A 26,078-nucleotide genomic window follows, 5' to 3' on the forward strand; every position below is an offset into this window, starting at 1 on the left:
GATCCCATGGATTTCGCTCTCGACGACGAGCAGCAGCTGCTGCGTGACACCACCCGCGATCTGCTCGCCCGCAGCTACGACCCGGAAAAGCGGGCCGATGTGGTCGGCTCCGAACTCGGTTGGAGCCGGGACGTGTGGGCAATACTGGCCGAGATCGGGCTGCTGGGGCTCTCCTTCGCAGAGGACGACGGCGGGATGGGCGCCGGCCCGGTCGAGATCATGGCCGTCATGGTCGAACTCGGGCGCAGGCTCGCCCCGGAACCGATCCTGGACAGCGTACTGCTGCCGGGCGGATTGATCGCCGAGGTCGGCACCACGGTGCAGCGCAAGCAGGTCCTTCCCCAGGTCGCCGAAGGCGTACTGCTGCTGGCCTTCGCGCACACCGAACCCGGCACCCGCTGGCCCTCGGCACTGGTCGGTACGCACGCCGCCGAACAGCAGGGCACGTGGACGATCAGCGGGCGTAAGAATCCTGTGTTGCGTGGCGACTGCGCCGACCAGCTCGTGGTGAGCGCGGCCCTGCCCGACGGGGGTACCGGCCTGTTCCTTGTCGACGCCGAGGCCGCCGGGGTGAGCAGACGGGCGTACCGGACCCATGACGGTGGCCGGGCTGCCGACATCGAATTCACTGGTGTCCCTGCCGAATTGCTGGGTGACACTACCGATGCAACCCCGGCCGTCGAGCGGGGCATCGTGCGGGCACAGGCCGCGATGTGTGCGGAGGCATTGGGTGCGCTGGAGGAGTCGCTGCGGCTCACCACCGACTATCTGAAGACGCGCAAGCAGTTCGGGGTGACGTTGTCGAAGTTCCAGACGCTTACTCAACGTGCCGCCGACATGTACGTCTCGCTCGAGGAGGCACGCAGTATGGTGTTCTACGCGACGGCCTGTCTGGCCGAGGGGCGTGTCGACCCAATCGTGGCTTCCCGTGCCAAGTTGCAGATCGGCCGCTCAGCCAAACACATCGGGCAGGAGTCTATCCAGATGCACGGCGGTATCGGCATGACCGCCGAATATCCGGTCGGCCACTACGTCGCCCGGCTCACCGTGATCGATCAGATCTTCGGTGCCGCTGACGACCATCTGCGCCTGCTCAGCGGCCAGGTCGCCGACTACAGCCTGGTCGAGCTCTAGGTACTGGGACTGGGCAACGGGGTCTATCGGCGTGGTCCTCGGACCGGCCGAACGCCGAGAACACGCGCGCTCGGCTCGACTTCCGGGACGTCCCCGTGTCGTAGCCTGCGGGTGTCGACCTTTCGAGTACATGCGGGGGCGGATAACGCTTCTCGCGACCCCAGGACGATGGCGATCGGCCTGGGCTGGGCTGTGCGTCGCGTTCTTCGCTCGATGGAGCGTGACCGAGCCGGTCGCCATGATCGTCGCAGACGCCGTCGTCGGGCTGACCGACGACGTGTCGCCGCTGGCGTTGATCGATCCGAGCATCGTATTGCGCGTCGTCGGGTTCGTGCGGGGCACTGTACTTGTTCAGCGCCGCGGCCGAGATTCGCGAACGTGTCGCCCGGAACACCGGGTCACGGGGATGCTGGTGGCCTTCGTGGCCAGCATCCCCGTGGCCGCAGTCGTGGGGAGTTCGTGCTGAAGCTGGATTCGTGGCCGCTGCTGCTGATCCTCCCTGCATCGTGATTCCGACCGATCTGCGTCCCGCGCAATCGATCCTGCGCGATAACCGAATCACCAAGCCGGTGGGGCACGCGCAATGTCGAAAGTGGCCTCAACGATGGGCTCTCGGCGCGCCGATCATGCTGTTCGCTGTGGAAGCGTACCGGCGCGCGATCGACTCGGAGGGCGTGTCGGGAGCGCTGGGGGCATGCTCTGGCTGCCGTCGACAAGGCGGTCCTGGTCGGGGTCGCGGCGGGCGTCGGGCTCTCGGATGCTTCGGCGCGTGGCTGGACCGACCCGCGCACCGTCCGCTGCGGGCATCCTGGTGATACCGGTGCTCGCCTTCGCGATGGGCGTCTCCCTCGACGGCCGCGGGTTCGTGGCGGCTTTCCTCGCTGGAATCGCCTACCAGATCACCGATCGCGATATCCCCCGATGAGCCGCTGGAGCTCACCGAACGTCTCGGCCAGTTTCTGGGTTCGGGTCTGTGGTTCGCGGTCGGGTGCGATCCCCGGGGGTGAGGCCCCTGCTTGGCAACTCTGGTGTCGAGTGCGCCAGCCTTCTTTTCTACGGTTCGGCGCCGCTCTTGTTGCCGCTCGCTGGGGAGTGCACGCCGAACGGAGGCGGACGCAACGGACCAACTGTGCGCAGCCGAGGGTATCGTCGGGCATCAGGTGACAGTTGACTTGCACGAATACCCCCGCCTTTACCTGCCGACTCTTCTGCATAACGCTGTGCAAAACTGTGGGCGTGGCGCAGAAGCGGAAACAGAGCGTGGCGGAGCAGGACCAGTCCGTTGAGGCACCGGTCGCGACCGTGCCCCGTGGTCGTCCCGCGGGCGACCATCAGGCCAAGCGCGCCGAGTTGCTCGAGGCAGCGGCTTCGGTGATCGCTGCCGAGGGATATGCCAAGGCGACGATGCGACGGGTCGCCGACCATGCCGGATATACCACAGGCGCGGTGACCTACTATTTCGCCAACAAGGAGGACCTGGTCCTGGCGTTGGTGGTGAGTCGTTTCGACCGCTACGACGCGATGATCGCGGCGATCCGCGACACCGCCGATCTCCGCGAGCTGCTGGCGCGATGGTTCCACCTAGGTCAGGAAGCGAAGTTCTGGCCGTTGATGCCGGATCTGCTGACCTCCGCGCGGTCCGAACCCAGGATCGCGGAGCTCATCGCCGGACGTTACGCGAAATTCCGCGCCGATTACGCAGAGGTGCTGGCCGCCGCGCAGGCGAGTGGTGTCGTCCGTGACGACATTCCCGCACACATCCTGTCCGACCAGCTCAGCGCCATGGGTGACGGGTGGGCGCTGCTGTATCCGATCGAGCCCGAACGTTTCACCAGTGCGCGGGCGAGTGCGCTGATCGAAGCCACTCTCGCGCTCATCTCTCCGCGCTAGATCGCCGTGCGCACGTTTGCATAACAACTGTTGTGTAAATCTGGGGATCTCGATAGGTTGAGGGCATCTGCTGTCCTTCGCAAAGGAGATACTCGTGACCTTTACCCACGATGTCGCGGTGATCGGCGCGGGCTTCGCCGGCGTCACCGCGGCCCGGGATCTCAGTCTCGCCGGGCACTCGGTGATCCACCTCGAAGCGCGCGACCGTATCGGTGGCCGCACGTTTGTCGGGGACGCCTTCGGAAGGCCGGTGGAATTCGGCGGCACCTATGCACATTGGTCACAAGCACATGTGTGGCACGAGCTGAAGCGCTACGACATCGGCCTGAGCAGGCGACTGGCGATCGGACGGTGCCATTGGCTGGCCGACGGCACTGTCCATTCCGGTACACCTGCCGAGTACAACGCCGTCAGTAAGCCGCTGGCTACCCGCTGGCTCGCCGACGCGCGCGAATGGTTCCCCCAACCGGGCGATATCGCCGCCGCCGACACAACGGCGATCGAAAAGGAAACCCTCGCCGACAGGCTCGACTCGATGGGTCTGTCCACGTTCGAACGCGACGTGCTCTCCGATGTGATGGCCACACTGGTGCACTCGGAGTCGGAACAAGGCATGGCACAGTTCCTGTTCTGGACCTCGATCAACGGAGGCAGCTGGGAGACCTTCATGGAAGGCGCCGGCGGGTTCCCTATCGACGGTGGCACCAAGCGGCTGCTCACGGCGATCAACGGCGAATCCACCGCCGAACTACACCTGTCCGCACCGGTTACCGCGGTAGACGACGACGGGACCGGCGTCACGGTGACCACCGCAGCTGGCGACCGGATTCGCGTGCGTCACGTGGTTCTGGCGATTCCGCTCAACACGCTCGGTGACGTGACGATCACCCCGCCGGCACCCGCCGCGGAGATGATCGAACAGAAGCATCCAATGCGCACGGCGAAGATCTGGGCGCGGGTGAAGGGCGAGGTTCCGGCGTTCTCGACCCACGCGCCCGCCGGCAAGCATCCGATCAACTCGGCGCGCACCGAGTATCGCTACGAGGGAGACACTTTGGTCGTCTGCTTCTGCAGTGACGCGGCCGCGATCGATCCCACCGACCGGGCGGCCGTGCAGCGCGCTCTGCGCCTGTTCGTCCCTGATCTCGAGGTGCTGGAGGTTGCCTCCCACGACTGGGTCGGCGATCCGTATTCGCAGGGCACCTGGGTGCATCACCGGCCGGGGCATCTCACCGGTTCCGCGCCGTTGCTACGGCAACCGCACGGCCGGATCCATTTCGCCAGTGGTGATTTCGCCTCTGTCGGCGTCGGCGGGATCGACGGTGCGATCGAAACCGGTGCGCGGGCAGCGCGCGAGATCGTGCAGGCCGTGCGCGCGGATTCCTGACCGCACGCGGATCTGGGAAACAGTGAATCCCCGGGAGCTCCTCCCGGGGATTCACTGTTGAACCGGTGGATCACACCGTACGTTCGAAGGTGCCGTCTGGTGATTCCGCGACGTCACCGGCCTTGATCAGGCGTGCCAGATGTTGTTCGGCCACCCGCCGTTCGATGGGGTCGATATAGGGCGCCGAGACATGCGGGCGATACACGAGTCGGCGGGCCACGATCTCCGCCAGCGAGCGCGGTTCTTCGAGGAAGTCCAGCAGGGTGCGTTCGCGCTCATACAGCTTGGCGCGGTAGGCGCCGAGGCGCTCACGGAACGCGTCGGGGCCCTCGATCACGCCCTTCTGGTGGAACGTGCCGTACCAGTGCGCGTCTACGGCCGCCACCCGGTCGATGGAGGCGAGGAAGTCGTCGGCACTGCTGTGCACGTCGCCGTACATGGGGCCGAACGAGGTGAGATCGATATCGCCGACATAGAAGAAGCCGTCCGGCTCCACCAGCACACCGCAATGGCCGGGAGTGTGTCCCGGCAGGTGGACGACGGTGGCGGTGACATCACCCAACTCGAACACGTGGCCGTCGGCTACACCGATCACTCCATCGCGCCGCACCGGGAGACCGAACTCGTCGCGCAACCCACGGATGGCCTCGTCGCGCGCGTCCGGGGGCAGCCCGTATTGATCGACCAGTGCGTCGAGCGAGGACACTGCGGGCACATCGAGGTGATGTGCGTAGCTGGGCACGTCGAAATGCCTCAGCCCGGCGATGTGGTCCTCGTGGCCGTGGCTCAGGAAGACCAGGTCTGCCGCGACGGTGCCGGGCCCGAGGGCCAGGGAGGGATCGATGACCAGCGTGCGCTCGCTCCCGTGCACCACCATCGAGTTGCCGTAGGGCAGTACGCCACCGTTGTCGGCGGCCAAGACGGTGACGCGGCCGAAGGTCTGGGGTGTGACCAATGCTCTGAATCCTCAGACGACGCGGCGGAAGATGGGGGAGCGGAACGGTTCGCCCGGGTTCAGCTTCGCCATCTCCTCGGTGAACAGTGTGCCGTTGCGGGCGAAGCGCTTGTTCGCCTCGGGCAGCGGCCGGAAGGTCGCGTCGTCGCCGAAGAAGCGCAGAACCAGGGTATGCCGGGTTGGGCAGTCGGCGTCCACCGGCGCGCCGCCGTGCAGCGAACCGGGATGCAGAGCGAAGACGTCGCCGGGTTCGATCGCGGTGGAGACCACATCGTAGGCGTGGGGGTCGGCCGCGAGTTCGGCGTCGATATCGGGCAGCCGTGGCCAGGTGCCGTCACCGTGCAGAGGCTCGGTCGGGTCGTCGGGGTTGGCGAAACTGCTGCCGTCGTACTGGATTCCGCGATGCGAACCCCGGATGACCTCCAGCGAGTTCTGCTTCGGCAGCGACTGGAAACTGATCCAGGCATTGCCCCAGTGCTCCCCGGTCCAGGGCAGGTACGCATTGTCCTGGTGCCACGGGCCGCGGCCGGGCAGGCCGTTGGCGCGCAGGAAGGTCTCCTCGGCGAAGTACCACACCCGCTCCGAGCCCCACAGTTCGGCGAAAATCTGCCCCAGCGGCAGCGCGGCGGCCAGCTCGTCGAGTCGCTGCTTGGCCAGCGGGTTGGCGTTGTCGACGTGGTAGGTCAGCTTGTCGCCGTCGAAGACCTGCTTGCCGGTCGGGCTCAGGTTATCGATGCCCCACTGGAACTCCTCGTAGCACCGCGCGAGCTGGGCCTCGTCGAGGCAGTTCTTCAACAGGACCGCGCCGTCTTCGCGGAAGGTCTTCGTGATCAAGTCATCCATCGTTGCTCCTTGAAGTCTCAGCCGATTCGGTCAGCGTATCGAGGTGCAGCGATTGACACAACAGATGTTATGTAAAATGCCGATGGCGATCGATAATTTAAGTAACAAGCGTTGTGTAAAATTTGCCGGTTGGCTAGTGTCGGTCCGATGACGCGCAGGTTCGGTGACTTCCAGAACGAGATCTACGGCGACGGGCTGCGGGGTCAGCTCCCGCGTTACCCCGTGGATATCGACACCCTCGAACGCAAGGCGGCCGAGGCGCTACCGAGCTGGATCTGGTCGTATGTGGCCGGCGGCTGCGGCGACGAGCACACCCAGCGCGCGAACGTGACCGCGTTCGGGAAGTGGGGCCTCGTGCCACGCATGGGCAACGGTGCACAGGTGCGCGACCTGTCCGTCGAGCTGTTCGGGATGACCCTGCCCAGCCCGGTCTTCCTGGCACCGATCGGGGTGATGGGCATCTGCACCGCCGATTTCCACGGCGACCTGACCGTGGCAAGGGCGGCCGAGCGCACCGGCGTCCCAGTCGTCCAATCAACCCTGGCCATGGACCCCGTGGAGGTCACCGGAGCCATCCATGAGCAGACCCCCGGGCTGTTCCAGCTCTACACCCCGACCGACCGCGAACTGGCCGTCAGCTTCATCCAGCGGGCCGAACGCGCCGGATACAAGGCCATCGTCGTCACCATGGACACCTGGGTGCCCGGCTGGCGTCCGCGCGATCTGAACACCGCCAACTTCCCGCAGCTACGCGGCTGGTGTCTGGCCAACTACTTCTCCGACGAGCGCTTCCGCGCCATGCTCGGCCGCGACCCGCAGGACGACCCGGTCGGCGCCATTCAGCTCTGGTCGCGGGTGTTCGGCGAATCGGTGACGTGGGACGACCTCGGGTGGATGCGAGAAGCGACCCGGCTGCCGATCGTGGTCAAGGGCATTTGCCACGGCGACGATGTGCGGCGCGCGATCGATGCCGGGGCCGACGGTATCTACTGCTCGAATCATGGTGGGCGCCAAGCCAATGGCGGCCTGCCTGCTCTCGACTCGCTGCCCGAGGTGGTCGCGGCGGCCGAGGGTCGCCCGGTACTGTTCGACTCCGGGGTGCGCAGCGGAACCGATGTCGTCAAGGCGCTGGCGCTGGGTGCCACCGCGGTCGGCCTGGGCCGCTCCTACGTCTACGCCGCGGCCACGGGCGGCGAGGACGGACTCGTCCACCATCTGCGTTCGGTACTGGCCGAGGCCGACCTGCTGATGGCGATCGATGGCTACCCGAGGATCGCTGATCTGACGCGGGACGCGATCCGCTGCGTCCTATGAGCTCGGTGTGGTGTGAATCGGTCAGCGCGGCGGCGCGGCGTGCGTGCCGCGCCGCACCAACCGCACCTCGTGGACGACACGCTGGGGTTCGATCTGCGGATCCTCCACCCGGTCGAGTAGGTGCGCTGTCGCCCGTCGTGCGAGGGCGGTGAGGTCGACCGCAACTGTCGTCAGGTCGAAGGCGCGCAGCCTCGCCAACGGGATGTCGTCGAAGCCGACGACCGTGAGCTGATCGGGCACCTGGCGGGCAAGTTGGGTCGCGGCCTCGAGCGCGCCGATGGCCAGCACGTCGTTGGCGCAGAACAGCGCGGTGAGGGCGGGCCGGGCAGTGAGGACGGCGCGCGCGGAGGCGCACCCGCCGTCGATGGTGAACGCCGTCTCGCCCACGGCGTCCGGGTGTAGCGCGATCCCGTGCCGGGCAAGCGCGTCGCGGAACCCGCGCAGCCGTTCACTGCCCGTGCTCGTGGTCGCGGGCCCAGCGATGACGCCGATCTCGGTATGCCCGAGCTCGATGAGTAGTTCGGCGACGAGTTCAGCGCCGAGCACATTGTCAGGGACGTTGGCCGAGACCGGCCGTCGACCGCTGATCTCGCGGTTGATCAGGCAATAGGGGATTCCGCGGCGCTCGATCTCGTCGGCCAGGCGTGAATCGGAGGTGGTGGTGAGCAGGACGCCGTCGAACGATCCGTCGAAGATCGGGGCGCTGTCGGGCTCACAGATGTCGCTGTCGTGCAGCAGGACACCGAGATAGCCCCGCGCGTCGAGCTCGTGCACGATCGACGCGACCAGGGCGGCATAGAACGGGTTGGTGAGTTCACCTACCACGATGCCGATGCGCCGCGACCGGCTCGTCGACAGTGACCGCCCGGATTGCAGTGGCACGTAACCGAGTTCGCGCGCTACCTTCCGCACATGGCGGCGGGTCGCCTCGGAGGTGCCGCGTTGATCGCGCAGCGCCCGCGAGACGGTGGCCTGGGAGACGCCCGCTCGCCGGGCGACGTCGATACTCGTCACTGCCATCGGCTGAGTATACGTATGCGTCAACATTCATGGTGGTTGAAGCGATAGAAATGGTTGACATGTATACGTATGCAATCCAGTCTCGGCCGCATGTCTATTTCCCTACCCCCTGAAACCACCATCCTGAAGAAGGGCGCCACCGCGGTGGTTGCTCAGCAGCGCGATGTCGCCGACATCGTGCGCGGTGTCATCGACGACATCCGAGCCAACGGCGACGACGCCGTGCGCCGCTACTCGGCAAAATTCGACAACTGGGCACCCGAGAGCTTCGCGCTGCGCCCCGACCGGATCCGCGCCGTCGTGGACAGTGTGCCGTCCACGGTTCTCGACGACATCCGCACAGTGCAGGCCAATGTCCGCGATTTCGCTCAGCGGCAACGCGATTCGCTGTCCGACTTCGAGGCCGAGGTCCGCCCGGGCGTGTTCCTGGGTCAGCGCTCGCTGCCGGTCGACCGCGCGGGCGCCTATGTGCCCGGCGGGCGCTACCCGCTCGTCGCATCGGCACACATGACCGTGGTCACCGCCAAGGTCGCCGGTGTCGAGCACGTCACCGCTTGCACGCCGCCGATCAAGGGCGAGCTACCTGCCGCGACCATCGCCGCCATGCACCTGGCGGGAGCCGACCAGATCAACGTCCTCGGCGGCGTGCAGGCCGTCGCAGCGATGGCCGTCGGTACCGAGTCGATCGACAAAGTCGACATGCTCGCGGGACCGGGTAACGCCTTCGTCGCCGAGGCCAAGCGGCAACTCTTCGGTGAGGTCGGCATCGACCTGTTCGCCGGCCCGACCGAGATCCTCGTGGTCGCCGACGAATTCGCCGACCCTTTCATCGTTGCGGTGGATCTGCTCAGTCAGGCAGAGCACGGCCCCGACTCACCCGCGGTGCTGATCACCACCTCCGCCGCGCTCGCGGCCGAGGTGATCCGGCTGATCGAGACGATCGTGCCGACCATGCCCACCCGTGACTACGCCGAACCCGCCTGGCGTGACCACGGCGAGGTCGTTGTCGTGCACGGCGGTATCGAGGACGCCTACCGCGTCGCCGACACCTATGCCAGCGAGCACGTTCAGATCCTGACGCGGGAGCCGCGGGTCGCGCTCGACGTCATGCGCAACTACGGAGCTCTGTTCCTCGGCGAAGGGACCTGTGTCTCCTACGGCGACAAGGTGATCGGCACCAACCACACCCTGCCGACCCGCGGCGCTGCCCGTTACACCGGTGGTCTCTGGGTCGGCAAGTACCTCAAGACGGTGACCTATCAGGAGGTCACCGATCCACGCGCGAGTGCCGAACTCGGCGAGCTGTGCGGGCGTGCGTCGCGGGTCGAGACCTTCGAGGGGCACGCGCGTTCGGGCGATGTGCGCGCGGCGAAGGTGCTGGGCGAGCAGCTGAGGTGGGATCCGCGATGACACCGCCCCAACCCGATCCGGCCACCCAGCATGCCTGGTACGACCTGCGGGTGCGGCTGGCCGACGACGACCACTACGGCCATGTGAACAACGCGGTGTATTACGAGTACTTCGACTCCGCGATCAACGGCTGGCTGATCGAGAGCCTGGACGGGGTGCGGGTGCGCGATCTGCCCGCTCTCGGTGTCGTGGTGTCCAGTTCGTGCCAGTTCGTGCGTGAGCTGCACTTTCCCAACCGGTTGCGGGTGGGTATCGCAGTGGCGCGGGTGGGTCGCAGCAGCGTGACCTATCGGCCCGCGATCTTCCTGCTCGGTGACGACGGGGGACTGACGCTGTGCGCGCACGGTGAGTTCGTCCACGTCTATGTCGATCCGCACACGCGCAGGCCGGTGCCGGTCCCCGAGGCGGTCCGCGCACTCGTCGCCCCGCTGGCCCAGTCCGCTGTGGAGAAATTTACATAACAAGCGTTGTGCAAACGGGGTGCCTCGCGCTACCGTGACGTGAGTCACCCCGATTTGCAGAAAGGTCATACCTATGGACCAGTCAGTGAAGGAGTCGTTCCGCAACGACGGCGCCGTCCTGATCAAGGACTGCCTGAACGAGTCCCAATTGGCGCAGTGCTACGACGCGTTCAAGTGGGACGTCGAGAACCCGGGACCGTATGTGTTCCGCGCCTTGGACGGGACCAGTCTGCAAACCCACATCGACAACTCGAATCCGCTGGCCAAGGACCGCCTCGACGACATGGTGTCGCAGATGCCGTTCGGCGAACTGTTCGCCGAACTGTGGGGCTCCGAACATGTCTGGTACTTCGCCGAGGAGGTGTTCGTCAAGGAGGGCGGCAAGAGTGGTCGCGGCCCCTGGCATCAGGACACCTCGGTGCTGCCGTGGGCGGGCAAGCACTGGGGCAACGCCTGGATCTCCTTCCAAAAGGTGCCCAAGAAGAACTCGCTCGAGATCGTGCGCGGATCACACCTCGGCATCCAGTACGACGGTGCCAGCTTCCGAAACCCCGACGACCCGACCGACCCGGTGTACGGCGACGGCACCTGGCCCCGGCTGCCCCACATCGATGCCGAATTGGCCAAGGATCCCAACGCTTTCGACGTAGTCTCCTTCGAGGTCACCCCCGGCGACATCGTCGCGCTGCACCCGCACTGCCTGCACGGCGGCGCGGGCGTGGACGAGGACTTTCCCGACCGCCACACCCTGGTTCTGCGGTTCTTCGGCGACGATGCGACGTTCCGGCCGCTGCCCGACTCGAATCCGCGCTACGCCCGCAACGGGCCGTTGTTCGTCGAGGAGATGGCGAAGCTGAACGCAGGCGACCCGTTCCGTTCCCCCGTTTTCCGTCAGCTCGTCTAGACACACAGTAGGAGAAGCATCATATGCAGCGACAATTGATCAACCCGCCCGGCACCGAGGCCACCTACGATCGGCTCCACTTCTCCCAGGCCGTCCGCGCCGGGAATCTGATCTGGGTCTCGGGGCAGGTGGGGATCGACAAGGCCACCGGACAGCCGGCCGACGGCATGGACGCCCAGGCCCGGATCGCTTTCGAGGGTGTACGCTCGGTGCTCGAGGCCGCGGGGGCGAGCCTGAGCGACATCGTCGAGCTGATGACGTTCCACACCGATATGCGCCAGGACATCGAGGAATTCGTCAAGGTGAAGGACGAGTACCTGCCCCAGAACTTCCCGGCCTGGACCGGTGTCGGCGTCTCCCAGCTGGCACGCGAGGGTCTGCTGGTGGAAGTTCGGGTCGTCGCCGCTGTCGGCGACTGATTCGACGCGGACCCGGCGTGGCCTGCACGCCGGGATCGCAGCTGATCGCAGGACGGGCGGACACCCGAAACTGCACCCTCATATTGACTTTCGCTAGCTCAGCGGTCGTTACCGACCCCCGGCTCTGTAGACGTCCCCACGCTACGTCGCCGAGTGTACCGGTCCCGCCGCGGGATGGAAAACCATGAGACCTTTGGACACCCTCGAGGCCGATGCGCACACCGATGGCGCGCGGCTGGCTGCCCGGCTCGACCGGCTGCCGGTGATTCCTCCACATATCGTCTGGATCTCGGTCCTGGCGATCAATCTGGCGCTCGAGTACTACGACAATGCTCTGTTCGCCTACGTGCTGCCCTCGATCGCGGAGAACACCGGCCTGAGCCTGCCCCAACTCGGCACGGTGGGTAGCACGTTCTTCGTCGGCATGATCGTCGGTGCGCTGGGCGGCGGGCGGCTCTCGGACCGGTTCGGTCGACGTCAGGTGCTGATCTGGGCCACCGTCGTCTACTCGGCCGGTGCGTTGGCCACCGCGTTCGCCACCAGTTTCGAGGCGATGATGTTCGCGCGCTTCATCACCGGGCTCGGTGTCCAGGCGGCGACCTCGGTCCTGCTGGTCTACGTGGCCGAGATGTTCCCGAGCAAGACGCGCGGCCGGTTCGCCTCGGTGCTCACGACGGGCTTTGTGATCGTCGCGCCGCTGGTCGCCTTCCTGGCGATGGTCGCGATTCCCAATGGCGGCCCCGACACCTGGCGGCACCTGTTCATCATCGGCAGCGTCGGTCTGGTGATCGCGCCGCTGGCGCGGGTCATTCTCCCAGAGTCGGTGCGCTGGCAGATCTCCCGCGGCAAGCTCGACGAGGCCGAGGCGCTGGTGACCAAGCTCGAGACGATCGCGTTGCGGCGCGGCCCGCTGCCCGAGCCGTCAGTGGTGCCCGACGCACCTGTCGAGAAGCGGTCGCTGCGGCAGGTGTTCTCCGACAAGAATGTCGTGCGGGTGATCGCCGTCGTCGGTATCGGCTACTTCGGATCGACGCTGGGCTATTACCTGTTCGGCAACTGGGCGTTGTACTCGCTCATCGAGGGCCTGAAGTACGACGAGGGCACGGCCTATGAGATCCAGCTGGTCTGGAATGTCGTCTACTGCGTGACGCCACTCGTTGCGCTGGCGCTGATGGACCGGGTCGAACGTAAGACACTGATCTTCTTCGGGTCGATCGCCAGTGCCATTCCGTTGGTGTTGCTCGGCGTCTCCACACAGAACTGGGTGGTCACGGCCGCCGGCGGCGCCGCGGCCATCACGACCGGTCTGGTGATCAACGTGTACTTCGCCTACATCCCCGAGGCCATGCCGCCGCAGGGTCGCGGCATCGGCACGGGTGTCGTCATCGGCATCGCCCGTGTCGGCGGCGCCGTCTCCGGTGTGCTCGGTGCCGCTCTGTTCGGCCGGTGGAGCATCGGTGGCGTGATGGTCGCCGCCGCGATCTGCTACATCCTGTTCTCCGCGGTGGTCCTGCTGTTCGGGCCACGGACCACACAGCGCTCGCTCGAGGGCGTCGCGGTCGAGAACTGACCTTCCCGATAACCCGCGGAGAGCGGTCGTGTGGTCTGAGAACGCGCGACCGCTCTCCGTCGAACCCATGAGAGCAACACCAATGACCGGGACCAGCGGTCCGCACTCGGCCGAGGATGCCGGCACCACCTACACAACCTTCACCGGCTGGATCACCTTCACCGGCTGGATCGATCGACCGACCGACCTCGCTGCACCGCTCGAGGCCGACATCAGCTGCGACCTCGCCGTTGTCGGCGGCGGCCTCGGCGGGATGTCGATCGCACTGCGGCTGGCCGAGCGCGGCGCCGACGTCGTCGTACTCGAATCCGACTTCTGCGGTTACGGCGCCAGCTCGCGCAACGCCGGTCAGCTGTCGGGCAAGCCGACCGGCGAACCCCAGATCCTGGCCAAGACGAACCCGCGGCTGCTACGTGACCTGGTCCAGTTCGCCGAGAGGTCCGTACAATTCGCCGAGGAGCTGATCAAGCAGCTCGGCATCGAGTGCGAGTACGAGCAGGTCTGCAATGTCGGAGTGGCTGTCACGAAGGCCCAGCTGCGCAAAGCATGGCGCGACGCGCAGGCGCTCATCGCCGCCGGCGCCTCCGAACGGTTCGGTGACCAGCGCGAACTCGGCCTGCCCGATACCTTCCTCGGCGGCGTGCTCACGACCGTCGGTGGCACCATGAACCCAGGCATGTTCACCCTCGGGGTGCGTGCGGCACTGCTGCGCTCGGGGGTGCGGGTCTTCGAACAGTCGCCCGTGCAGTCGGTGGCCGAGACCGGTGCCGGCGCGCAGATGATCACGCCGTCGGGCCGGGTGCGCGCCCAACGCGTGGTGCTCGCCAACAACGCCTTCGCGCCCGAAATCGGGATCACTCCGAAGCATCTGTCCAAGCCGGTCTGGGTGAGCATGATCGAGACGGCCCCGGTCGACGCGGACCGGATCGCGGCCACCGGGTGGACGAGCCGGTCGGGTCTGGCGACCAAGCACAATGTGATGGAGAGCTATCACGTGACTCCGTCCAACACGATCGCGGTGGGCGTTCGCCGACTCGAGGTGGGCAAGAACCCGCTCACCGATCGCACGTCGAGCCCGGCCGTCGCTGACTTCCGCGTTCCGCGCGCGATTCCCATCGCTGCGGGAAGTGCCCGTCACCAAGACGTGGGGCGGCTGGATCGCCATGACCACCACGCGGCTGCCGGTGGCCGGGCAGGTGTCCAAGAACGTCTTCTACACCATCGGCTGCAATGGCCACGGCCTCGGCCAGGCGCCGTACCTCGGATTCTTGCTCGCCGACCACCTCACCACCGACGCGATTCATCACGACCTGATTCCGTTCTGGCGCAGCGAAGCTCGCTTCGCCCGCTCGCTGTACCTGCACAATCCGGTGCTGCGGGCAGCCTGGCTGGCCGACCGGATCAGCGACCGCCGCGCGCGTCGCTGAGTCTGCGCACAAGAGAACTGCCCTGCACCAATTGTGGTGCAGGGCAGTTTGTTCGGAGCCAGCTCAGAACACGGAAGGGATTCTGGCGTCGATGAGGTGCGGGCCCGGCTCGGCGAGCGCGGCCCGGAACTGCTCGGCCAGTTCCTCACAGGTGGTGGCGACTGTCGCGGAAACGCCGAATCCGCGGGCGATCTCGGCGAAATCCATATCGGGATGCGACAGGTCGAGCAGATTGCCTGCCTTCGGGCCGATCTCGGTGGCCCCGACCCGGCCCAGCTCCATCCGCAGGATCGCGTAGGCGCGGTTGTTGATGAGCACGGTGGTGATGTTCAGGTTCTCGCGGGCCATCGTCCACAGCGCCGAGATGGTGTAGGCGGCGCTGCCGTCGCTCTGCAGGGCGATCACCGGCCGGTCGGGGGCCGCGACAGCCGCCCCGACCGCGACCGGCAGGCCCTGTCCGATGGCGCCGCCGGTGAGGGAGAGGACATCGTGGCGGGGCGAACCCGCGGTGGCCGCGCCGAGGAAGACGCCCGAGGTATTCGATTCGTCGGAGATGATCGCGTTCTCCGGCAGGAGCGCACCGATCACCTGCACCCAATTGCGCACATCCAGTGGGCCGGAAGGTATTTCGGGCAGCGATGCGGCGGCGCCGCGCGCTTCGGTATCGGCCGCGACCTCGGCGGCGAGGGCCTCCAGTGCGGCGATGACATCGGCTTCCGGTTCGACGAGCCGGTGGACCTGCGCGCCCGCGGGAATCAGATCGCTCGGCTTGTCCGGGTAGGCGAAGAACGACACCGGCGAGCGGGTGCCCGCCACGATGACATGCTCGGCGCCGGCGAGCTGGCCGGTCGCCTGTTCGGCCAGGTAGCCGAGCCGGTCGATCGCCGGTACACCGGCGCCACGGGTGAGCCGCGCGGGATGGGTCTCCATGAGCAGTCGCGCGCCGGTGGCGGCGGCGATCCGGTCGGCGGCGACGAGACCGCGCTCGGTGGCGGCAGGCCCACCGATCAGCAACACGGACTGTTCGCCGCTGCGCAGGATCTTGGCGATCCCGGCGACGGTCGCGGAGTCGGGGGCGGCCGCCGGAACCGGTTCGACCGGAGCCGCCTCGATTCCGCCTTCTCCCCAGGAGACATCGGCGGGCAGCACCAGGGTGGCGATGCGCGGCGGGGTCGCCTGCGCCGCGGCGACGGCCTCGGCGGCGTCACGCCCGATCTGGGCGGGGGAGCTGCCCAGTCGCGTCCAGCTGTGACTCCACCCGGTCAGCGCCTCGATCTCGGAATCCAATGGCGCGTCGTACTGTTTGTGGTTACCGGCGTGTTCGCCGACCACATTGACGATCGGCATGTGCGCGCGCCGGGCGTTGTGCAGGTTCGCCAGCCCGTTGGCCAGCCCTGGGCCGAGATGGAGCAGGGTGACGGCCGGTTTTCCCGCGATGCGGGCGTACCCGTCGGCCGCGCCGGTGACCACTCCCTCGAACAGACACAGCACCCCGCGCATCCGCGGCACCGAGTCCAGCGCGGCCACGAAATGCATCTCCGAGGTCCCGGGGTTGCCGAAGCACACCTCGACCCCCGCCTCGGCGAGCGTCGCGATCAGCGCTTGCGCACCGTTGGTCATGGGGCCACCTTTCCATCGAGAATGACGCCGGGATTGAGGATTCCGGCCGGATCGAACGTCTGCTTGATCCCGTGCATCAGGGCGAGGGCGACCGGGTCGGCCAGGGCCGTGAAATGGGCGGTCTTGATCCGCCCGAGGCCGTGCTCGCCGGAGATCGCGCCGCCCAATTCGATCGCGAGCGCGAAGACGCGGTGCAGCAGCGATTCGCGGATGATTTCGTCGCGGCAGTACACGGCCATGTGCACGTTGCCGTCGCCCGCATGGCCGCAGCCGATGAGATGCGCGTCGACGGCGCGGGCCAGCGTGGTGGCGCGGTCGAAGAACTCGGACATCGCCGCCCGCGGTACCACCACGTCGAGAATCTCGTCGGCTCCGGACGCTTTGGCCGACCAGAACGCCTTCTCCCTGGCCTCGATCAGTAGTCGGGCCGAATTTCCTTCCAGCACATAGGTATCCAGCGTGCCGAGAGTTTCGAGCAACTCGCCGAGCACACCGATGTCGGCGTCGAGAGGGTCGCGCTCGCGATTGTCCAGGCCGATCACCAAGTAGGCCTGCGCCGCGGCGCGGACCCCGGGATCCATGCCGAGCTCGAGCTCTTGGGCTCGGCTGAGTGCTTCCAGCGTGACGGTGTCGAGGTATTCGAGGATGGTCGGCGCCACCCCGGTGCGCAGCACCTCCGGGACAGCCCGCATGACCGTGGTGAGATCGGCGAAGGCCGCCATCAGCGTCGCGCTGTGCGCCGGCCGTGGATAGAGCCGGACGGTGATCTCGGTAGCCAGGGCGAGCGTGCCCTCGGAACCGATGATCAGCTGTGTCAGGTCGTAGCCGGTGGACATCTTGGTGAGCTTGCCGCCGGTCCGCACGAGTTCCCCCGACGGCAGCGCGGCCTGCAGGCCGAGCACATTGTGCCGGGTGACGCCATAGCGCACCGCGCGCATGCCGCCGGCGTTGGTCCCGACGTTTCCGCCGATGCTCGCGGACAGTTCGCCGGGGAACACGCTGTACATCAGGCCGTGCGGGCTCGTCGCCGCATCGAGCTCGGCGAGCGTGACACCCGGCTGCACCACGGCGACCTGATTGTCGACGTCGATATCGAGAACGGCCGCCATGCGTTCGAACGAGATGACCAGGCCGTCTTCGATGGGTCGGCAGGCGCCGGACAGGCCGGTGCCCGCACCCCGCGCCGTCACCGGAACCCGTGCCGCCGCGGCGACAGCGAGAAGTTCAGCGGTCTCCTCGGCCGTGGCCGGGCAGGCGAGAAAGCGTGGCGCCACTGGCGTACCGACAAGCGCCTCGTCATGGTGGTAGTCGGGCCCGACCTGGTCTCCGGTGACCACGTGCGCCGATCCGACCACGGCCGCGAACTGTTCGAGTACGCGCTGATCGGGCACTGCGCCCGCGAGGGAAGCCGCACTCATGGCCGCGCCGCCTCGGTGTCACGTGACGGCGCAGCGCTGCGGAGTGAGTCCCGGTCGATATCGCGCTTGAGGATCTTTCCGGTCGAGCCTTTCGGGAGCTGGTCGACGAACTGGATGATGCGCGGAATCTTGTATGCGGACAACCGTTCCCGCGTCCAGGTATCGACATCGGCAGCGGTGAGCTGTGACCCGGCTCGCGGCGTGATCACCGCCGCCACCTCTTCGCCGTAGTACTGGTCCGGCACCCCGACCACTGCGGCCTCGACTACATCGGGGTGCTCGTAGAGCACTTCTTCGACTTCGCTCGGGTAGACGTTGTACCCGCCGCGAATGATCATGTCCTTGAGACGGTCGACGATGCGCAGGTCGTGCTCGGCATCGAACTCGCCGAGGTCGCCGGTGCGGAACCAGCCGTCGGGGGTGAGCGAGGCAGCCGTCGCGTCGGGGCGGTTGCGGTACCCCTTGAAGACGGTGTCGCCGCGGACGAAGATCTCGCCGATCTCACCCGCCTGGCACACGGCGCCGTCCGCGGTGCGAATCTGCATCTCTAGCCGGGGCACCGCCCGGCCGACCGACCCGATCTTGCCGCCCCGCTCGATGTCGTTGAACGCGCCGAAGGCGGTGGTCTCGGTGAGCCCGTAGCCCTCGAGAATCGTGCAGCCGAACTTCTCTTCGAAGGCTCGAGCCACTTCGCCGGGGAGGGAGGCGCCGCCGGAGACGGCGACTCGCAGGGTCGCGAAGTCGGCGCTGTCGGCATCGCCGGCGGTGTGCAGCATGGCGTTCCACATCGTCGGCACACCGCACATCACGGTCAGTTTGTCGCGGCGTAGCAGGTCGATCAGTCCCTGCGGGGTGAACTTCGGCAGCAGCGACAGCGATCCGCCGCTGGTGAAGGTCGCCATCATGACCGCGGCCTGCCCGAAGACATGGAACAGCGGCAGCGCGGTGCCGGTGCGGTCCTCGCTCGAGGTGCCGGCTACGGCACAGCCGATCTCGCCCGCGGCAAGGAGGTTGGCGACGCTGAGTTCGGCGCCCTTGGGTCGTCCGGTGGTGCCTGAGGTGTAGAGGATCGCCGCGGTCTCGGCCTGGTCGCGGTCGACGACCCGGGCTAGGGGAGTGGTGTCGGTATCCGCGCCGGTGGTCAAGGTGAGGTGGACGATGCCCGCGGCGTCGGCGGCGCGTGACACCGCAGGCCCGAGCTCGTGCCAGCTGATCGCGAGCGAGGCGCCCGCATCGCTGAGGTAATAGGCGGACTCGGGCTCGGTCGACATGGTATTGATGGGCACCACGGTCGCGCCGATGGCCTGAATTCCCATGTAGGCCACCACGAATTCGGGGCAGGAGGGCGCGGCGAGCAGCACGCGGTGACCCGCGCCGACTCCGCGCGCCGTGAGCAGCCCGGCATAGTGCAGGCTGCGCGCGAGCAGTTCGGCATAGGACCAGGGTCCGGCCGTCGTGTGGATCGCCACGCGCTCAGGATGCGTGTCGGCGTGCTGGACGATCGGGTCGATCAGATTGGACATGGGTGGTTGCCTTTCGGAACAGGCGATAGGGCGCAGCTGATGTGCCGGGGGTCACTGTAACCAGCGTGTCATAATTAACACAACAGATGTGATGAAAATATGTACGTGCGGTTATGGCGCATTCAATTCCTCCGCGGAGACGCCCTCGAGCGAGCGATTCGTCGTGCGGGGGCCAAAGAGCAGGATGGCGATCGAGAAGACGACGAAGGCCGCCGCCGCCGTGATCATCACGCCCGTCCCGCCCCACGTGCCATAAAGCGATGCGCCGAGCACACCCGACAGCGCGCCACCGGCATTGCCGACGCTGATAATGATCCCGCTGCCCAGCCCGCGGGCCTCGGTGGGAATCGTCTCCGGGATATAGGCGAAGTAGGCGGTGACCACCAGCCCAGTGATCACGCCTGCTGCGCCGCCCGCCGCCGTCACCAGCCAGCTGCTCGTGGCCAGGCCGAGGGCGACCAGCGGCACCGCGGACAGGATCGATGAGACCAGGATGAGCATCTTGCGTTCGACCCGATCCATCACCAACAGTGCGACGAACGGAGTGACGAAGTAAACGACGTTCCAGATGAGCTGGATCCTGTACGCGTCGGTCTCAGGGAATGCCAGGCCATCGACCAGGATGTACATCGCCCAGTTCTGGTACAGGAACAGGCCGAAGGTGGCGCCGAAGTAGCCGACCGAGAGCACGGCGACAGTTCGGATGATGCGCTTGTTGCTCAGCAGTTTGCGCAGCGACAACTGCGGCGGGCTCGCTGTCGCGGGCTGCGGCTCGGCCAGTGAGCCGCGCCGCAGTGCTCGGGTCTCGAGTCTGTCGACTATCTGCTCGGCCTTCTCAACCGCGTCGCGCGAGATGTGCCAGCGCACCGATTCCGGCATCAGGAACCGTGCCAGGGGCGCGACCAGCAGGCCGACGCCGCCGACGATGAACAGGTGCCGCCAAGTGTCGGGGCCGCCGTTGGGGACGGTGACGAGGGCGAGGAGCGCGACGATCGGGGAGACGATCACGAACGCCGAGGTGACGATGGAGACGAAGCGGCCGCGGGTCTTGGCCGGGAACATCTCGGCGATGTACACCAGCAGGGCCGAGGTCGCCGCCTGTACGCCGACGCCGGTGACGACCCGGGCGATGAGCATTGTCTCGAAGTTCGGCGCCAGGCCGGTGGCGATCGCACCGAGTGAGTAGAGCACCGTGCCCCAGACGAGGATCGAGCGCCTACCGAATCGGTCGGCCAGGCGGCCGCCGAATAGCCCACCGATCACCATGCCGAGGAAAAATGCCGTGCTGACCATGCCGACTTGGCCGAGGGTCAGGCCGGCATTTTCCACGATCGCCGGGATGACGTAGGCGAACAGGGCGTTGTCGTAGTACTGCAGTGCCAGGTTTGCGGTGAGGATGGTGATCCACAGGATGTGGGGTGCCAGCACCGGCAGGCGGTCGAGGCGGGCGGGGATCTCCGCCGGGTTCTTTTCGGAGGCGGGTCCGGCCTCGGTATCGAGCAGGGTCATCGGGGTTGCCTTATCCACGAAGCAGATTTGCGTGACGGGGGTCACTGTAAGAGCTAAGCTGTCTTTTGCACAACAGGTGTGATGTAAATTCTGGACACGACAGCCGACGGGACCGAGCGGGCGAACCGGCCTGTACCCGGCGTTTATGGAAGGCAAGCGATGAAAACCAAAGGCGCGATTCTCTGGGGCGTGAACGAGCCGTGGTCGGTGGAGGAGATCGAGGTCGACGACCCTCGTGACGGCGAAGTCCAGGTGCAACTGGCCGCGTCGGGGCTCTGTCACTCCGACTACCACCTCGTCACCGGCGACAGTCCGGTCGACCCGTTCCCGGTGCTCGGCGGCCATGAAGGCGCGGGGGTGATCAGCAAGGTCGGGCCGGGCGTCAAGGGCCTGCAGGAGGGCGACCATGTGGTGCTCTCGTTCATCCCGGCCTGTGGGCAGTGTGGACCATGTTCCAGTGGTCACCAGAACCTGTGCGACCTGGGCATCGACCTGCTTACCGGCAAATCGATCAGCGACGGTACGACCCGGGTCCGGGCCCGCAACAAAGACGTGATCCCGATGTGCCTGCTCGGCACGTTCTCGCCGTACGTCACCGTGCATCAGCACTCGGTGGTCAAGATCGAAGACCACATTCCGCTCGATGTGGCCGCCCTGGTCGGCTGCGGAGTGACCACCGGCTGGGGCTCGGTCACCAACGTTGCGAAGGCTCGGCCTGGGGAGAACGTAGTCGTGGTCGGCGTCGGTGGTGTCGGAATCAACTCGGTGCAAGCCGCAGCCGCCGCCGGAGCGAAAAACATCATCGCGATCGACCCCGTGCCCTACCACCGCGATCAAGCCAAGCGATTCGGTGCCACCCACACCTTCGCCTCGATGGAGGAGGCGCTCGAGCCGGTGACCGAGCTGACCTGGGGCAAGATGGCCGAGAAGGTCGTCATCACGATCGGGCGAGTCCAGGGAGAACATATCGAACCCGCGATCGCACTGACGGCGAAGGCGGGCACCTGCGTGGTGGTCGGTATGGGCAACCTCGAGGCCAATGACGTCAAGCTCAACCTCGGCATGCTGGCACTGCTGCAGCAGCGGCTGCAGGGCGCGGTTTTCGGCGGAGCCAACCCGCGCACGGAGATCCCGTCGCTGCTGTCGATGTACCAGGCGGGCAAGCTCGAACTCGACGGCCTGATCACCAACACCTATCGGCTCGAAGACATCAACCAGGGTTATCAGGACATGCTCGACGGCAAGAATCTGCGCGGGGTCATCAAGTACACGGAGGCCGACCGATGACCGACATCGACTACACCAAGATCTACCTCGACGGCGCCTGGGTTGACTCCATCGGCGCCGGACGTATCGAGGTCGTCGACCCCGCCACCGAAGCGCCCATCGCGGCGGTCGCCGAGGGGACCGCCGACGATGTGGATTGCGCGGTGCGGGCCGCCCGCGCGGCGTTCCCAGCTTGGTCCGCGCGAAGCGGTGCCGAGCGCGCCGAATATCTGCAGCGCGCCCACGAGGCAGTCACGGCGCGAGCGGCCGAGCTCACCGCGCTCGTCACCCGGGACATGGGCATGCCGGTGGCCTTCTCCGGGCCGATACAGATCGATATGCCCGCAGCCAACCTCGCCGTCTTCGCCGAATTGGCGCGTACCTATGCCTTCGACTCGCAAGTCGCCGGCGACACCCTGATCGTGCGCGAGCCGATCGGGGTGGTCGGTGCGATCACGCCGTGGAACTATCCCCTACACCAGGTAGTGCTCAAGATCGGCGCCGCGCTCGCCGCTGGTTGCACGGTTGTGCTCAAGCCCACTGAGGTGGCGCCGCTGATCACCTACGAGCTGGTCGGGATCTTCGACGAGATCGGTCTGCCCGCCGGCGTGCTCAACCTTGTCAGCGGATACGGGCCTGTGGTCGGTGAGGCGATCGCCGCGCACCCCGATATCGACATGGTGACCTTCACTGGCTCGACCCAGGCGGGCAAGCGGGTCGCGCGGGTGGCTGCAGAGACGGTCAAGAAGGTGGCGCTGGAGTTGGGTGGCAAGTCCGCCAACGTCATCCTTGACGACGCTGATCTGGAGCAGGCGGTCACCGACGGCGTCGGCAAGTGTTTCCTGAACTCCGGCCAGACCTGCTCGGCGCTGACCAGGATGCTGGTACCCCAGAACCGGATGGCCGATGCTGCGCACATCGCGGCGAAGGTGGCCGCCGAGTACCAAGTCGGAGACCCGGGTGTCGAGACCACGGTGCTCGGACCGCTGGCAAACGCCAACCAGCGCGCGCGCGTGCGCGCATACATCGACGGCGGCGTCGCCGAAGGCGCGACCCTGGTGCTCGATGGCCGCGAAACCGCCGAAGTGACGGGCTATTTCGTCGGTGCGACCGTGTTTGCCGATGTCACTGAGGACATGACCATCGCGCGCGAGGAGATCTTCGGACCGGTACTGTCGATCATGGGTTACCGCGACGAGGAGGACGCGGTACGGATCGCGAACAACTCCGACTACGGCCTGGCGGGGGGAGTGTGGTCGGGCGACACCGAGCGGGCGTTGCGCGTCGCGCGGCGAATCCGGACCGGGCAGGTCGAGGTCAACGGCGGCGAGTTCGACATCAGCGCTCCGTTCGGCGGTTACAAGCAGTCCGGTATCGGTCGGGAAGCCGGTACCTTCGGCTTCGAGGAATTTCTCGAGATCAAAGCGGTCTTCCGCTAGCGACGGGCGGCCGGGCTCACGCTGTCGTGTCCACCTCGGTGCTGCACAACGGTTGTGATGTTAATTCTGTGACAGAATCTGTGCCATGGTGACTCAGTCCGATCACACTGCCCGGCGTGGCCGCCCCACCGGAAATCACGAGGCCAAGCGGGTGGAGCTGCTGCAAGCGGCCACCGCAGTGATCGCGGAGGAGGGCTACGCCAACGCCTCGCTACGCAAAGTGGCACAGCGTGCGGGCTATACGACCGGCGCGGTGACCTACTACTTTGCGAACAAGGCCGAGTTGATCACTGCGCTGGTCGAGAGCCGCTTCGACCGCTATGACGCGATGCTGGAGCAAGCGCGGGAGCAGACCGATATCCCGGCGCTGATCCGGCGCTGGCTGGCCATGACCACCAGCGACTCGCAGCATTGGCCGGTGATGTCGGAGGTGCTCGTGCACGCGCGCACCGAACCCGCCCTCGCCGCCCTGATCAGGGACCGCTACGCGCGATATCGCGACGTGCACGCGTCGATCATCAAGGACGCGCAAGTGCGCGGCACCATCCGCGACGACATCCCCGCCGAGCTGCTCGGTGACCAGCTCGCCGCCATGGGTGACGGCTGGACCATGATGTACCCGTTCGAGCCGGAGCGGTTCACCCCCGCCCGCGCCGACGAGCTCGTCGATGCAGCTATCGAGCTGATCGCCCCGGTGCAGGCGGGGGCAGCCGCCGCCGACGCTATGTAAACGCCTACTCCGGGCAGGCCGCCGCGAGCTCTTCGGCCGCCAGGATTGCTGACCGGCCGACGGTAGCGCGGGGGATGCACAACAACGCTGTTGAGCAATCGCTGAGTTTTCACTTCTTTGTCGGGAGTGCGCTCTGGCGGGTATCGGTGCACAGGTGCGCCGCTGAATCCTCCTGCCAGTCGCACACTGGGCTATCTGAAAGGCTGATCATGAAGATGTACGAGACGATCCTTGTCGATGAAGCCCGGCCGGGTGTCGGGCTGATCACTTTGCGCCGGCCCGAGAGACTCAACGCGCTGAATCGAACCGTCGAGAGGGAAGTTCTCGCGGCAGCGCTGGCTTTCGATCGCGACCGGGCAATCGGTGCGGTCGTGATCACCGGTTCCGAGCGTGCGTTCGCTGCGGGAGCGGATATCGCCGAGATGTCGCCATGGGCCTTCGGTGAACTCGATGGGGCGCCGCTGTACGAGGATTGGGACCGCCTGGCCGCTGTGCGTACGCCGTTGATTGCCGCAGTGTCGGGATATGCGCTCGGCGGTGGGTGCGAGCTGGCGATGCTGTGCGACTTCATCCTCGCCTCGGAGACCGCCGAATTCGGCCAGCCCGAGATCACGCTGGGCATCCTTCCCGGTATCGGTGGCACCCAGCGACTGACCAGGGCCGTGGGTAAGGCCAAGGCGATGGAATTGTGTTTGACCGGCCGTAGGATGGGCGTCGAGGAAGCCGAGCGAGCGGGTCTCATCGCTCGGATCGTGCCCGCTGCGAGCCTGATCGAGGATGCCCTGTCGACCGCCGAACTGATCGCCAAGATGTCGCGCCCTGCCGCAATCGCCACGAAAGACGCAGTGAATCGCGCGTTCGAGTCGTCGTTGGCAGAGGGCATTCGGTACGAACGCGCGTTGTTCACGGCGCGATTCGCGACCGCCGACCAGAAGGAAGGCATGGCGGCTTTCCTGGAAAAGCGTGAGGCGAAATTCGTCCGGCAATAGCCACACCCGCGGAGCCAGAAGGTCAGTCGCGGCTGTCGGATGGACGCCCGGTGGGCGGGGGTCAGGTAGCGCCGACGATTCGCAACGCCATTTCCGCGTAGGCAGTGGCGATGTCTTCGGGCGACCAGTCGCCCTCGTCGCGATACCAGCGCGCGATATCGATACCGAGCGAGAGCAGAGCGGTAGCCGCGATCCGCGCGTCCTGGATGTCGAAAGCGCCTGCCTGGATGCCGCACTCGACCAGCTCGCGCATGGTCTGATCGATCCTTTGGCGGATGCCGCGGATCTCGGTGCGGTGTTCAGGGCTCAGCGAGTTCAGTTCGTAGTTCACGATTCGGGCGCCCGTGTGCCCGCGCGCGTGGTGCACGGCGAAATCGTGGACAACAGTGCGCAGCGCTATCGCCGGATCGTCGGAAGACGCGGCTGCGTTCAAGATCAGTTCGAGTGTCTCGTCGTGGCCCGAACGCGAGATCAGATAGAGCAGTTCTTCTTTGGACTTGTGATGCACGTAGACCGCGGCCGGGCTCATGCCGGCGGCCCCGGCGATATCACGCGTCGTCGTCCCGTTGAAGCCCTTCTCGGCAAACGCCTCGATGGCGGCTTCCAGGAGGCGGGCGCGGGTCGAGTCGCCGCGGGGTCCGGTTGTTTCGGTCATGGGATCGCCATTATCTACGCCTCGTAGGTGTCGCACTGGTGCCCTCTGGAGTGACGTGGCTAACAAAATTCCGCATTGCTATTGACGGTGATCGGCGCCACCTGCACCATACACCTAAGCAAGCGCTTAGTTACCAAAGGAGTTTCCAATGCCGGAAGCCGTGATCGTCGCCGCCGCCCGATCCCCGATAGGCCG

The 26,078-nt window shown here is 66.5% G+C and carries 24 protein-coding genes and 1 pseudogene; 17 read left to right on the top strand and 8 right to left on the bottom strand.

What is annotated here, in order from left to right; all coding sequences use genetic code 11:
- Window positions 1–6: 6 nt before the first annotated feature.
- From AB0H56_RS29620 to AB0H56_RS29640, 5 genes are all read left to right on the top strand, one after another.
- Window positions 7–1,134: an acyl-CoA dehydrogenase family protein gene (locus tag AB0H56_RS29620; protein WP_357169342.1), complete on the top strand. Its 1,128-nt coding sequence runs from the start codon at window positions 7–9 to the stop codon at window positions 1,132–1,134.
- A gap of 220 nt (window positions 1,135–1,354) precedes the next feature.
- Window positions 1,355–1,600, top strand: coding sequence for a hypothetical protein (locus AB0H56_RS29625; RefSeq protein WP_357169345.1), 246 nt, complete (start codon window positions 1,355–1,357; stop codon window positions 1,598–1,600).
- Between the two features lie 303 nt (window positions 1,601–1,903).
- Window positions 1,904–2,059, top strand: coding sequence for a hypothetical protein (locus AB0H56_RS29630; protein ID WP_357169348.1), 156 nt, complete (start codon window positions 1,904–1,906; stop codon window positions 2,057–2,059).
- A gap of 305 nt (window positions 2,060–2,364) precedes the next feature.
- Entirely contained in the window at window positions 2,365–3,024 is a 660-nt protein-coding gene (locus tag AB0H56_RS29635; protein ID WP_357169351.1) for a TetR/AcrR family transcriptional regulator, read from the top strand.
- A 118-nt stretch (window positions 3,025–3,142) separates the two neighbouring features.
- Window positions 3,143–4,411: an NAD(P)/FAD-dependent oxidoreductase gene (locus AB0H56_RS29640; RefSeq protein ID WP_357169354.1), complete on the top strand. Its 1,269-nt coding sequence runs from the start codon at window positions 3,143–3,145 to the stop codon at window positions 4,409–4,411.
- A gap of 70 nt (window positions 4,412–4,481) precedes the next feature.
- Here AB0H56_RS29640 and AB0H56_RS29645 read toward each other — a convergent pair whose 3' ends face one another.
- The gene (locus AB0H56_RS29645; protein ID WP_357169357.1) at window positions 4,482–5,366 is read right to left on the bottom strand and encodes an MBL fold metallo-hydrolase; all 885 of its coding nucleotides are present in this window, start codon (window positions 5,364–5,366) and stop codon (window positions 4,482–4,484) included.
- A 12-nt stretch (window positions 5,367–5,378) separates the two neighbouring features.
- Window positions 5,379–6,209, bottom strand: coding sequence for a phytanoyl-CoA dioxygenase family protein (locus AB0H56_RS29650; RefSeq protein WP_357169360.1), 831 nt, complete (start codon window positions 6,207–6,209; stop codon window positions 5,379–5,381).
- 147 nt (window positions 6,210–6,356) lie between these two features.
- Between AB0H56_RS29650 and AB0H56_RS29655 the strand changes: the two genes are divergently transcribed.
- Window positions 6,357–7,523, top strand: coding sequence for an alpha-hydroxy-acid oxidizing protein (locus AB0H56_RS29655; protein ID WP_357169363.1), 1,167 nt, complete (start codon window positions 6,357–6,359; stop codon window positions 7,521–7,523).
- 21 nt (window positions 7,524–7,544) lie between these two features.
- Here AB0H56_RS29655 and AB0H56_RS29660 read toward each other — a convergent pair whose 3' ends face one another.
- Window positions 7,545–8,543, bottom strand: a complete 999-nt coding sequence (locus tag AB0H56_RS29660; RefSeq protein ID WP_357169366.1) for a LacI family DNA-binding transcriptional regulator — start codon at window positions 8,541–8,543, stop codon at window positions 7,545–7,547.
- A gap of 90 nt (window positions 8,544–8,633) precedes the next feature.
- Between AB0H56_RS29660 and hisD the strand changes: the two genes are divergently transcribed.
- From hisD to AB0H56_RS29695, 7 genes and pseudogenes are all read left to right on the top strand, one after another.
- Window positions 8,634–9,953 carry a histidinol dehydrogenase gene (gene hisD / locus AB0H56_RS29665; RefSeq protein WP_357169369.1) on the top strand — a complete coding sequence of 440 codons (1,320 nt, stop codon included), beginning with the start codon at window positions 8,634–8,636 and terminating at the stop codon, window positions 9,951–9,953.
- Window positions 9,950–10,414 carry a thioesterase family protein gene (locus tag AB0H56_RS29670; protein ID WP_357169372.1) on the top strand — a complete coding sequence of 155 codons (465 nt, stop codon included), beginning with the start codon at window positions 9,950–9,952 and terminating at the stop codon, window positions 10,412–10,414. Before hisD ends, AB0H56_RS29670 begins: the two co-directional genes overlap by 4 nt.
- Window positions 10,415–10,487: 73 nt before the next feature.
- On the top strand, window positions 10,488–11,318 hold the full coding sequence (locus AB0H56_RS29675) for a phytanoyl-CoA dioxygenase family protein (RefSeq protein ID WP_357169375.1): 831 nt from the start codon (window positions 10,488–10,490) through the stop codon (window positions 11,316–11,318).
- Window positions 11,319–11,341: 23 nt separating this feature from the next.
- Complete coding sequence (locus AB0H56_RS29680; RefSeq protein WP_357169378.1) at window positions 11,342–11,737, top strand: RidA family protein; 396 nt, start codon at window positions 11,342–11,344, stop codon at window positions 11,735–11,737.
- Between the two features lie 184 nt (window positions 11,738–11,921).
- Window positions 11,922–13,307, top strand: coding sequence for an MFS transporter (locus AB0H56_RS29685; RefSeq protein ID WP_357169381.1), 1,386 nt, complete (start codon window positions 11,922–11,924; stop codon window positions 13,305–13,307).
- 253 nt (window positions 13,308–13,560) lie between these two features.
- A pseudogene (locus AB0H56_RS29690) lies at window positions 13,561–14,298 on the top strand (FAD-dependent oxidoreductase); the annotation flags it as partial.
- Window positions 14,299–14,392: 94 nt separating this feature from the next.
- Window positions 14,393–14,734 (top strand): FAD-dependent oxidoreductase, encoded by a 342-nt coding sequence (locus tag AB0H56_RS29695; RefSeq protein WP_357169416.1) that lies wholly within the window; start codon window positions 14,393–14,395, stop codon window positions 14,732–14,734.
- 63 nt (window positions 14,735–14,797) lie between these two features.
- Here the strand turns inward: AB0H56_RS29695 and AB0H56_RS29700 are convergent, their stop codons facing one another.
- The 4 genes from AB0H56_RS29700 to AB0H56_RS29715 all read right to left on the bottom strand — a co-directional run bounded on the left by AB0H56_RS29700 (window position 14,798) and on the right by AB0H56_RS29715 (window position 20,849).
- A complete protein-coding gene (locus tag AB0H56_RS29700; protein WP_357169383.1) occupies window positions 14,798–16,354 on the bottom strand; it encodes an acetolactate synthase large subunit in 1,557 nt (518 codons plus the stop codon).
- Window positions 16,351–17,772: an FAD-linked oxidase C-terminal domain-containing protein gene (locus tag AB0H56_RS29705; RefSeq protein ID WP_357169386.1), complete on the bottom strand. Its 1,422-nt coding sequence runs from the start codon at window positions 17,770–17,772 to the stop codon at window positions 16,351–16,353. The genes AB0H56_RS29700 and AB0H56_RS29705 overlap by 4 nt, the downstream gene beginning before the upstream one ends.
- On the bottom strand, window positions 17,769–19,295 hold the full coding sequence (locus tag AB0H56_RS29710) for an AMP-binding protein (RefSeq protein ID WP_357169389.1): 1,527 nt from the start codon (window positions 19,293–19,295) through the stop codon (window positions 17,769–17,771). Before AB0H56_RS29710 ends, AB0H56_RS29705 begins: the two co-directional genes overlap by 4 nt.
- Before the next feature lie 111 nt (window positions 19,296–19,406).
- A complete protein-coding gene (locus AB0H56_RS29715) occupies window positions 19,407–20,849 on the bottom strand; it encodes an MFS transporter (protein ID WP_357169392.1) in 1,443 nt (480 codons plus the stop codon).
- 114 nt (window positions 20,850–20,963) lie between these two features.
- Here AB0H56_RS29715 and AB0H56_RS29720 point away from each other — a divergent pair, with 114 nt between their 5' ends.
- The 4 genes from AB0H56_RS29720 (at window position 20,964) to AB0H56_RS29735 (ending at window position 25,228) form a co-directional block, all read left to right on the top strand.
- A complete protein-coding gene (locus AB0H56_RS29720; RefSeq protein ID WP_357169395.1) occupies window positions 20,964–22,091 on the top strand; it encodes an NDMA-dependent alcohol dehydrogenase in 1,128 nt (375 codons plus the stop codon).
- Window positions 22,088–23,509 carry an aldehyde dehydrogenase family protein gene (locus AB0H56_RS29725; RefSeq protein WP_357169398.1) on the top strand — a complete coding sequence of 474 codons (1,422 nt, stop codon included), beginning with the start codon at window positions 22,088–22,090 and terminating at the stop codon, window positions 23,507–23,509. Before AB0H56_RS29720 ends, AB0H56_RS29725 begins: the two co-directional genes overlap by 4 nt.
- Before the next feature lie 151 nt (window positions 23,510–23,660).
- Window positions 23,661–24,239 carry a TetR/AcrR family transcriptional regulator gene (locus AB0H56_RS29730; protein WP_357169401.1) on the top strand — a complete coding sequence of 193 codons (579 nt, stop codon included), beginning with the start codon at window positions 23,661–23,663 and terminating at the stop codon, window positions 24,237–24,239.
- Between the two features lie 209 nt (window positions 24,240–24,448).
- Window positions 24,449–25,228, top strand: coding sequence for an enoyl-CoA hydratase-related protein (locus AB0H56_RS29735; RefSeq protein ID WP_357169404.1), 780 nt, complete (start codon window positions 24,449–24,451; stop codon window positions 25,226–25,228).
- A gap of 61 nt (window positions 25,229–25,289) precedes the next feature.
- Here AB0H56_RS29735 and AB0H56_RS29740 read toward each other — a convergent pair whose 3' ends face one another.
- Complete coding sequence (locus AB0H56_RS29740) at window positions 25,290–25,883, bottom strand: TetR/AcrR family transcriptional regulator (RefSeq protein WP_357169407.1); 594 nt, start codon at window positions 25,881–25,883, stop codon at window positions 25,290–25,292.
- Between the last annotated feature and the right edge of the window lie 195 nt (window positions 25,884–26,078).

The organism is Nocardia sp. NPDC050717, assembly GCF_040654275.1.
Lineage (GTDB): Bacteria > Actinomycetota > Actinomycetes > Mycobacteriales > Mycobacteriaceae > Nocardia.

Bases quoted from the DNA above. Each gene is read 5' to 3' on its own strand.
- AB0H56_RS29720 (WP_357169395.1), top strand. From the start codon at position 20,964: ATGAAAACCAAAGGCGCGATTCTCTGGGGCGTGAACGAGCCGTGGTCG.
- AB0H56_RS29710 (WP_357169389.1), bottom strand. From the start codon at position 19,295: ATGTCCAATCTGATCGACCCGATCGTCCAGCACGCCGACACGCATCCT.
- AB0H56_RS29735 (WP_357169404.1), top strand. From the start codon at position 24,449: ATGAAGATGTACGAGACGATCCTTGTCGATGAAGCCCGGCCGGGTGTC.
- AB0H56_RS29685 (WP_357169381.1), top strand. From the start codon at position 11,922: ATGAGACCTTTGGACACCCTCGAGGCCGATGCGCACACCGATGGCGCG.
- AB0H56_RS29655 (WP_357169363.1), top strand. From the start codon at position 6,357: ATGACGCGCAGGTTCGGTGACTTCCAGAACGAGATCTACGGCGACGGG.
- AB0H56_RS29740 (WP_357169407.1), bottom strand. From the start codon at position 25,883: ATGACCGAAACAACCGGACCCCGCGGCGACTCGACCCGCGCCCGCCTC.
- AB0H56_RS29670 (WP_357169372.1), top strand. From the start codon at position 9,950: ATGACACCGCCCCAACCCGATCCGGCCACCCAGCATGCCTGGTACGAC.
- AB0H56_RS29705 (WP_357169386.1), bottom strand. From the start codon at position 17,772: ATGAGTGCGGCTTCCCTCGCGGGCGCAGTGCCCGATCAGCGCGTACTC.
- AB0H56_RS29675 (WP_357169375.1), top strand. From the start codon at position 10,488: ATGGACCAGTCAGTGAAGGAGTCGTTCCGCAACGACGGCGCCGTCCTG.
- AB0H56_RS29725 (WP_357169398.1), top strand. From the start codon at position 22,088: ATGACCGACATCGACTACACCAAGATCTACCTCGACGGCGCCTGGGTT.
- hisD (WP_357169369.1), top strand. From the start codon at position 8,634: ATGTCTATTTCCCTACCCCCTGAAACCACCATCCTGAAGAAGGGCGCC.
- AB0H56_RS29620 (WP_357169342.1), top strand. From the start codon at position 7: ATGGATTTCGCTCTCGACGACGAGCAGCAGCTGCTGCGTGACACCACC.
- AB0H56_RS29700 (WP_357169383.1), bottom strand. From the start codon at position 16,354: ATGACCAACGGTGCGCAAGCGCTGATCGCGACGCTCGCCGAGGCGGGG.
- AB0H56_RS29680 (WP_357169378.1), top strand. From the start codon at position 11,342: ATGCAGCGACAATTGATCAACCCGCCCGGCACCGAGGCCACCTACGAT.
- AB0H56_RS29660 (WP_357169366.1), bottom strand. From the start codon at position 8,543: ATGGCAGTGACGAGTATCGACGTCGCCCGGCGAGCGGGCGTCTCCCAG.
- AB0H56_RS29650 (WP_357169360.1), bottom strand. From the start codon at position 6,209: ATGGATGACTTGATCACGAAGACCTTCCGCGAAGACGGCGCGGTCCTG.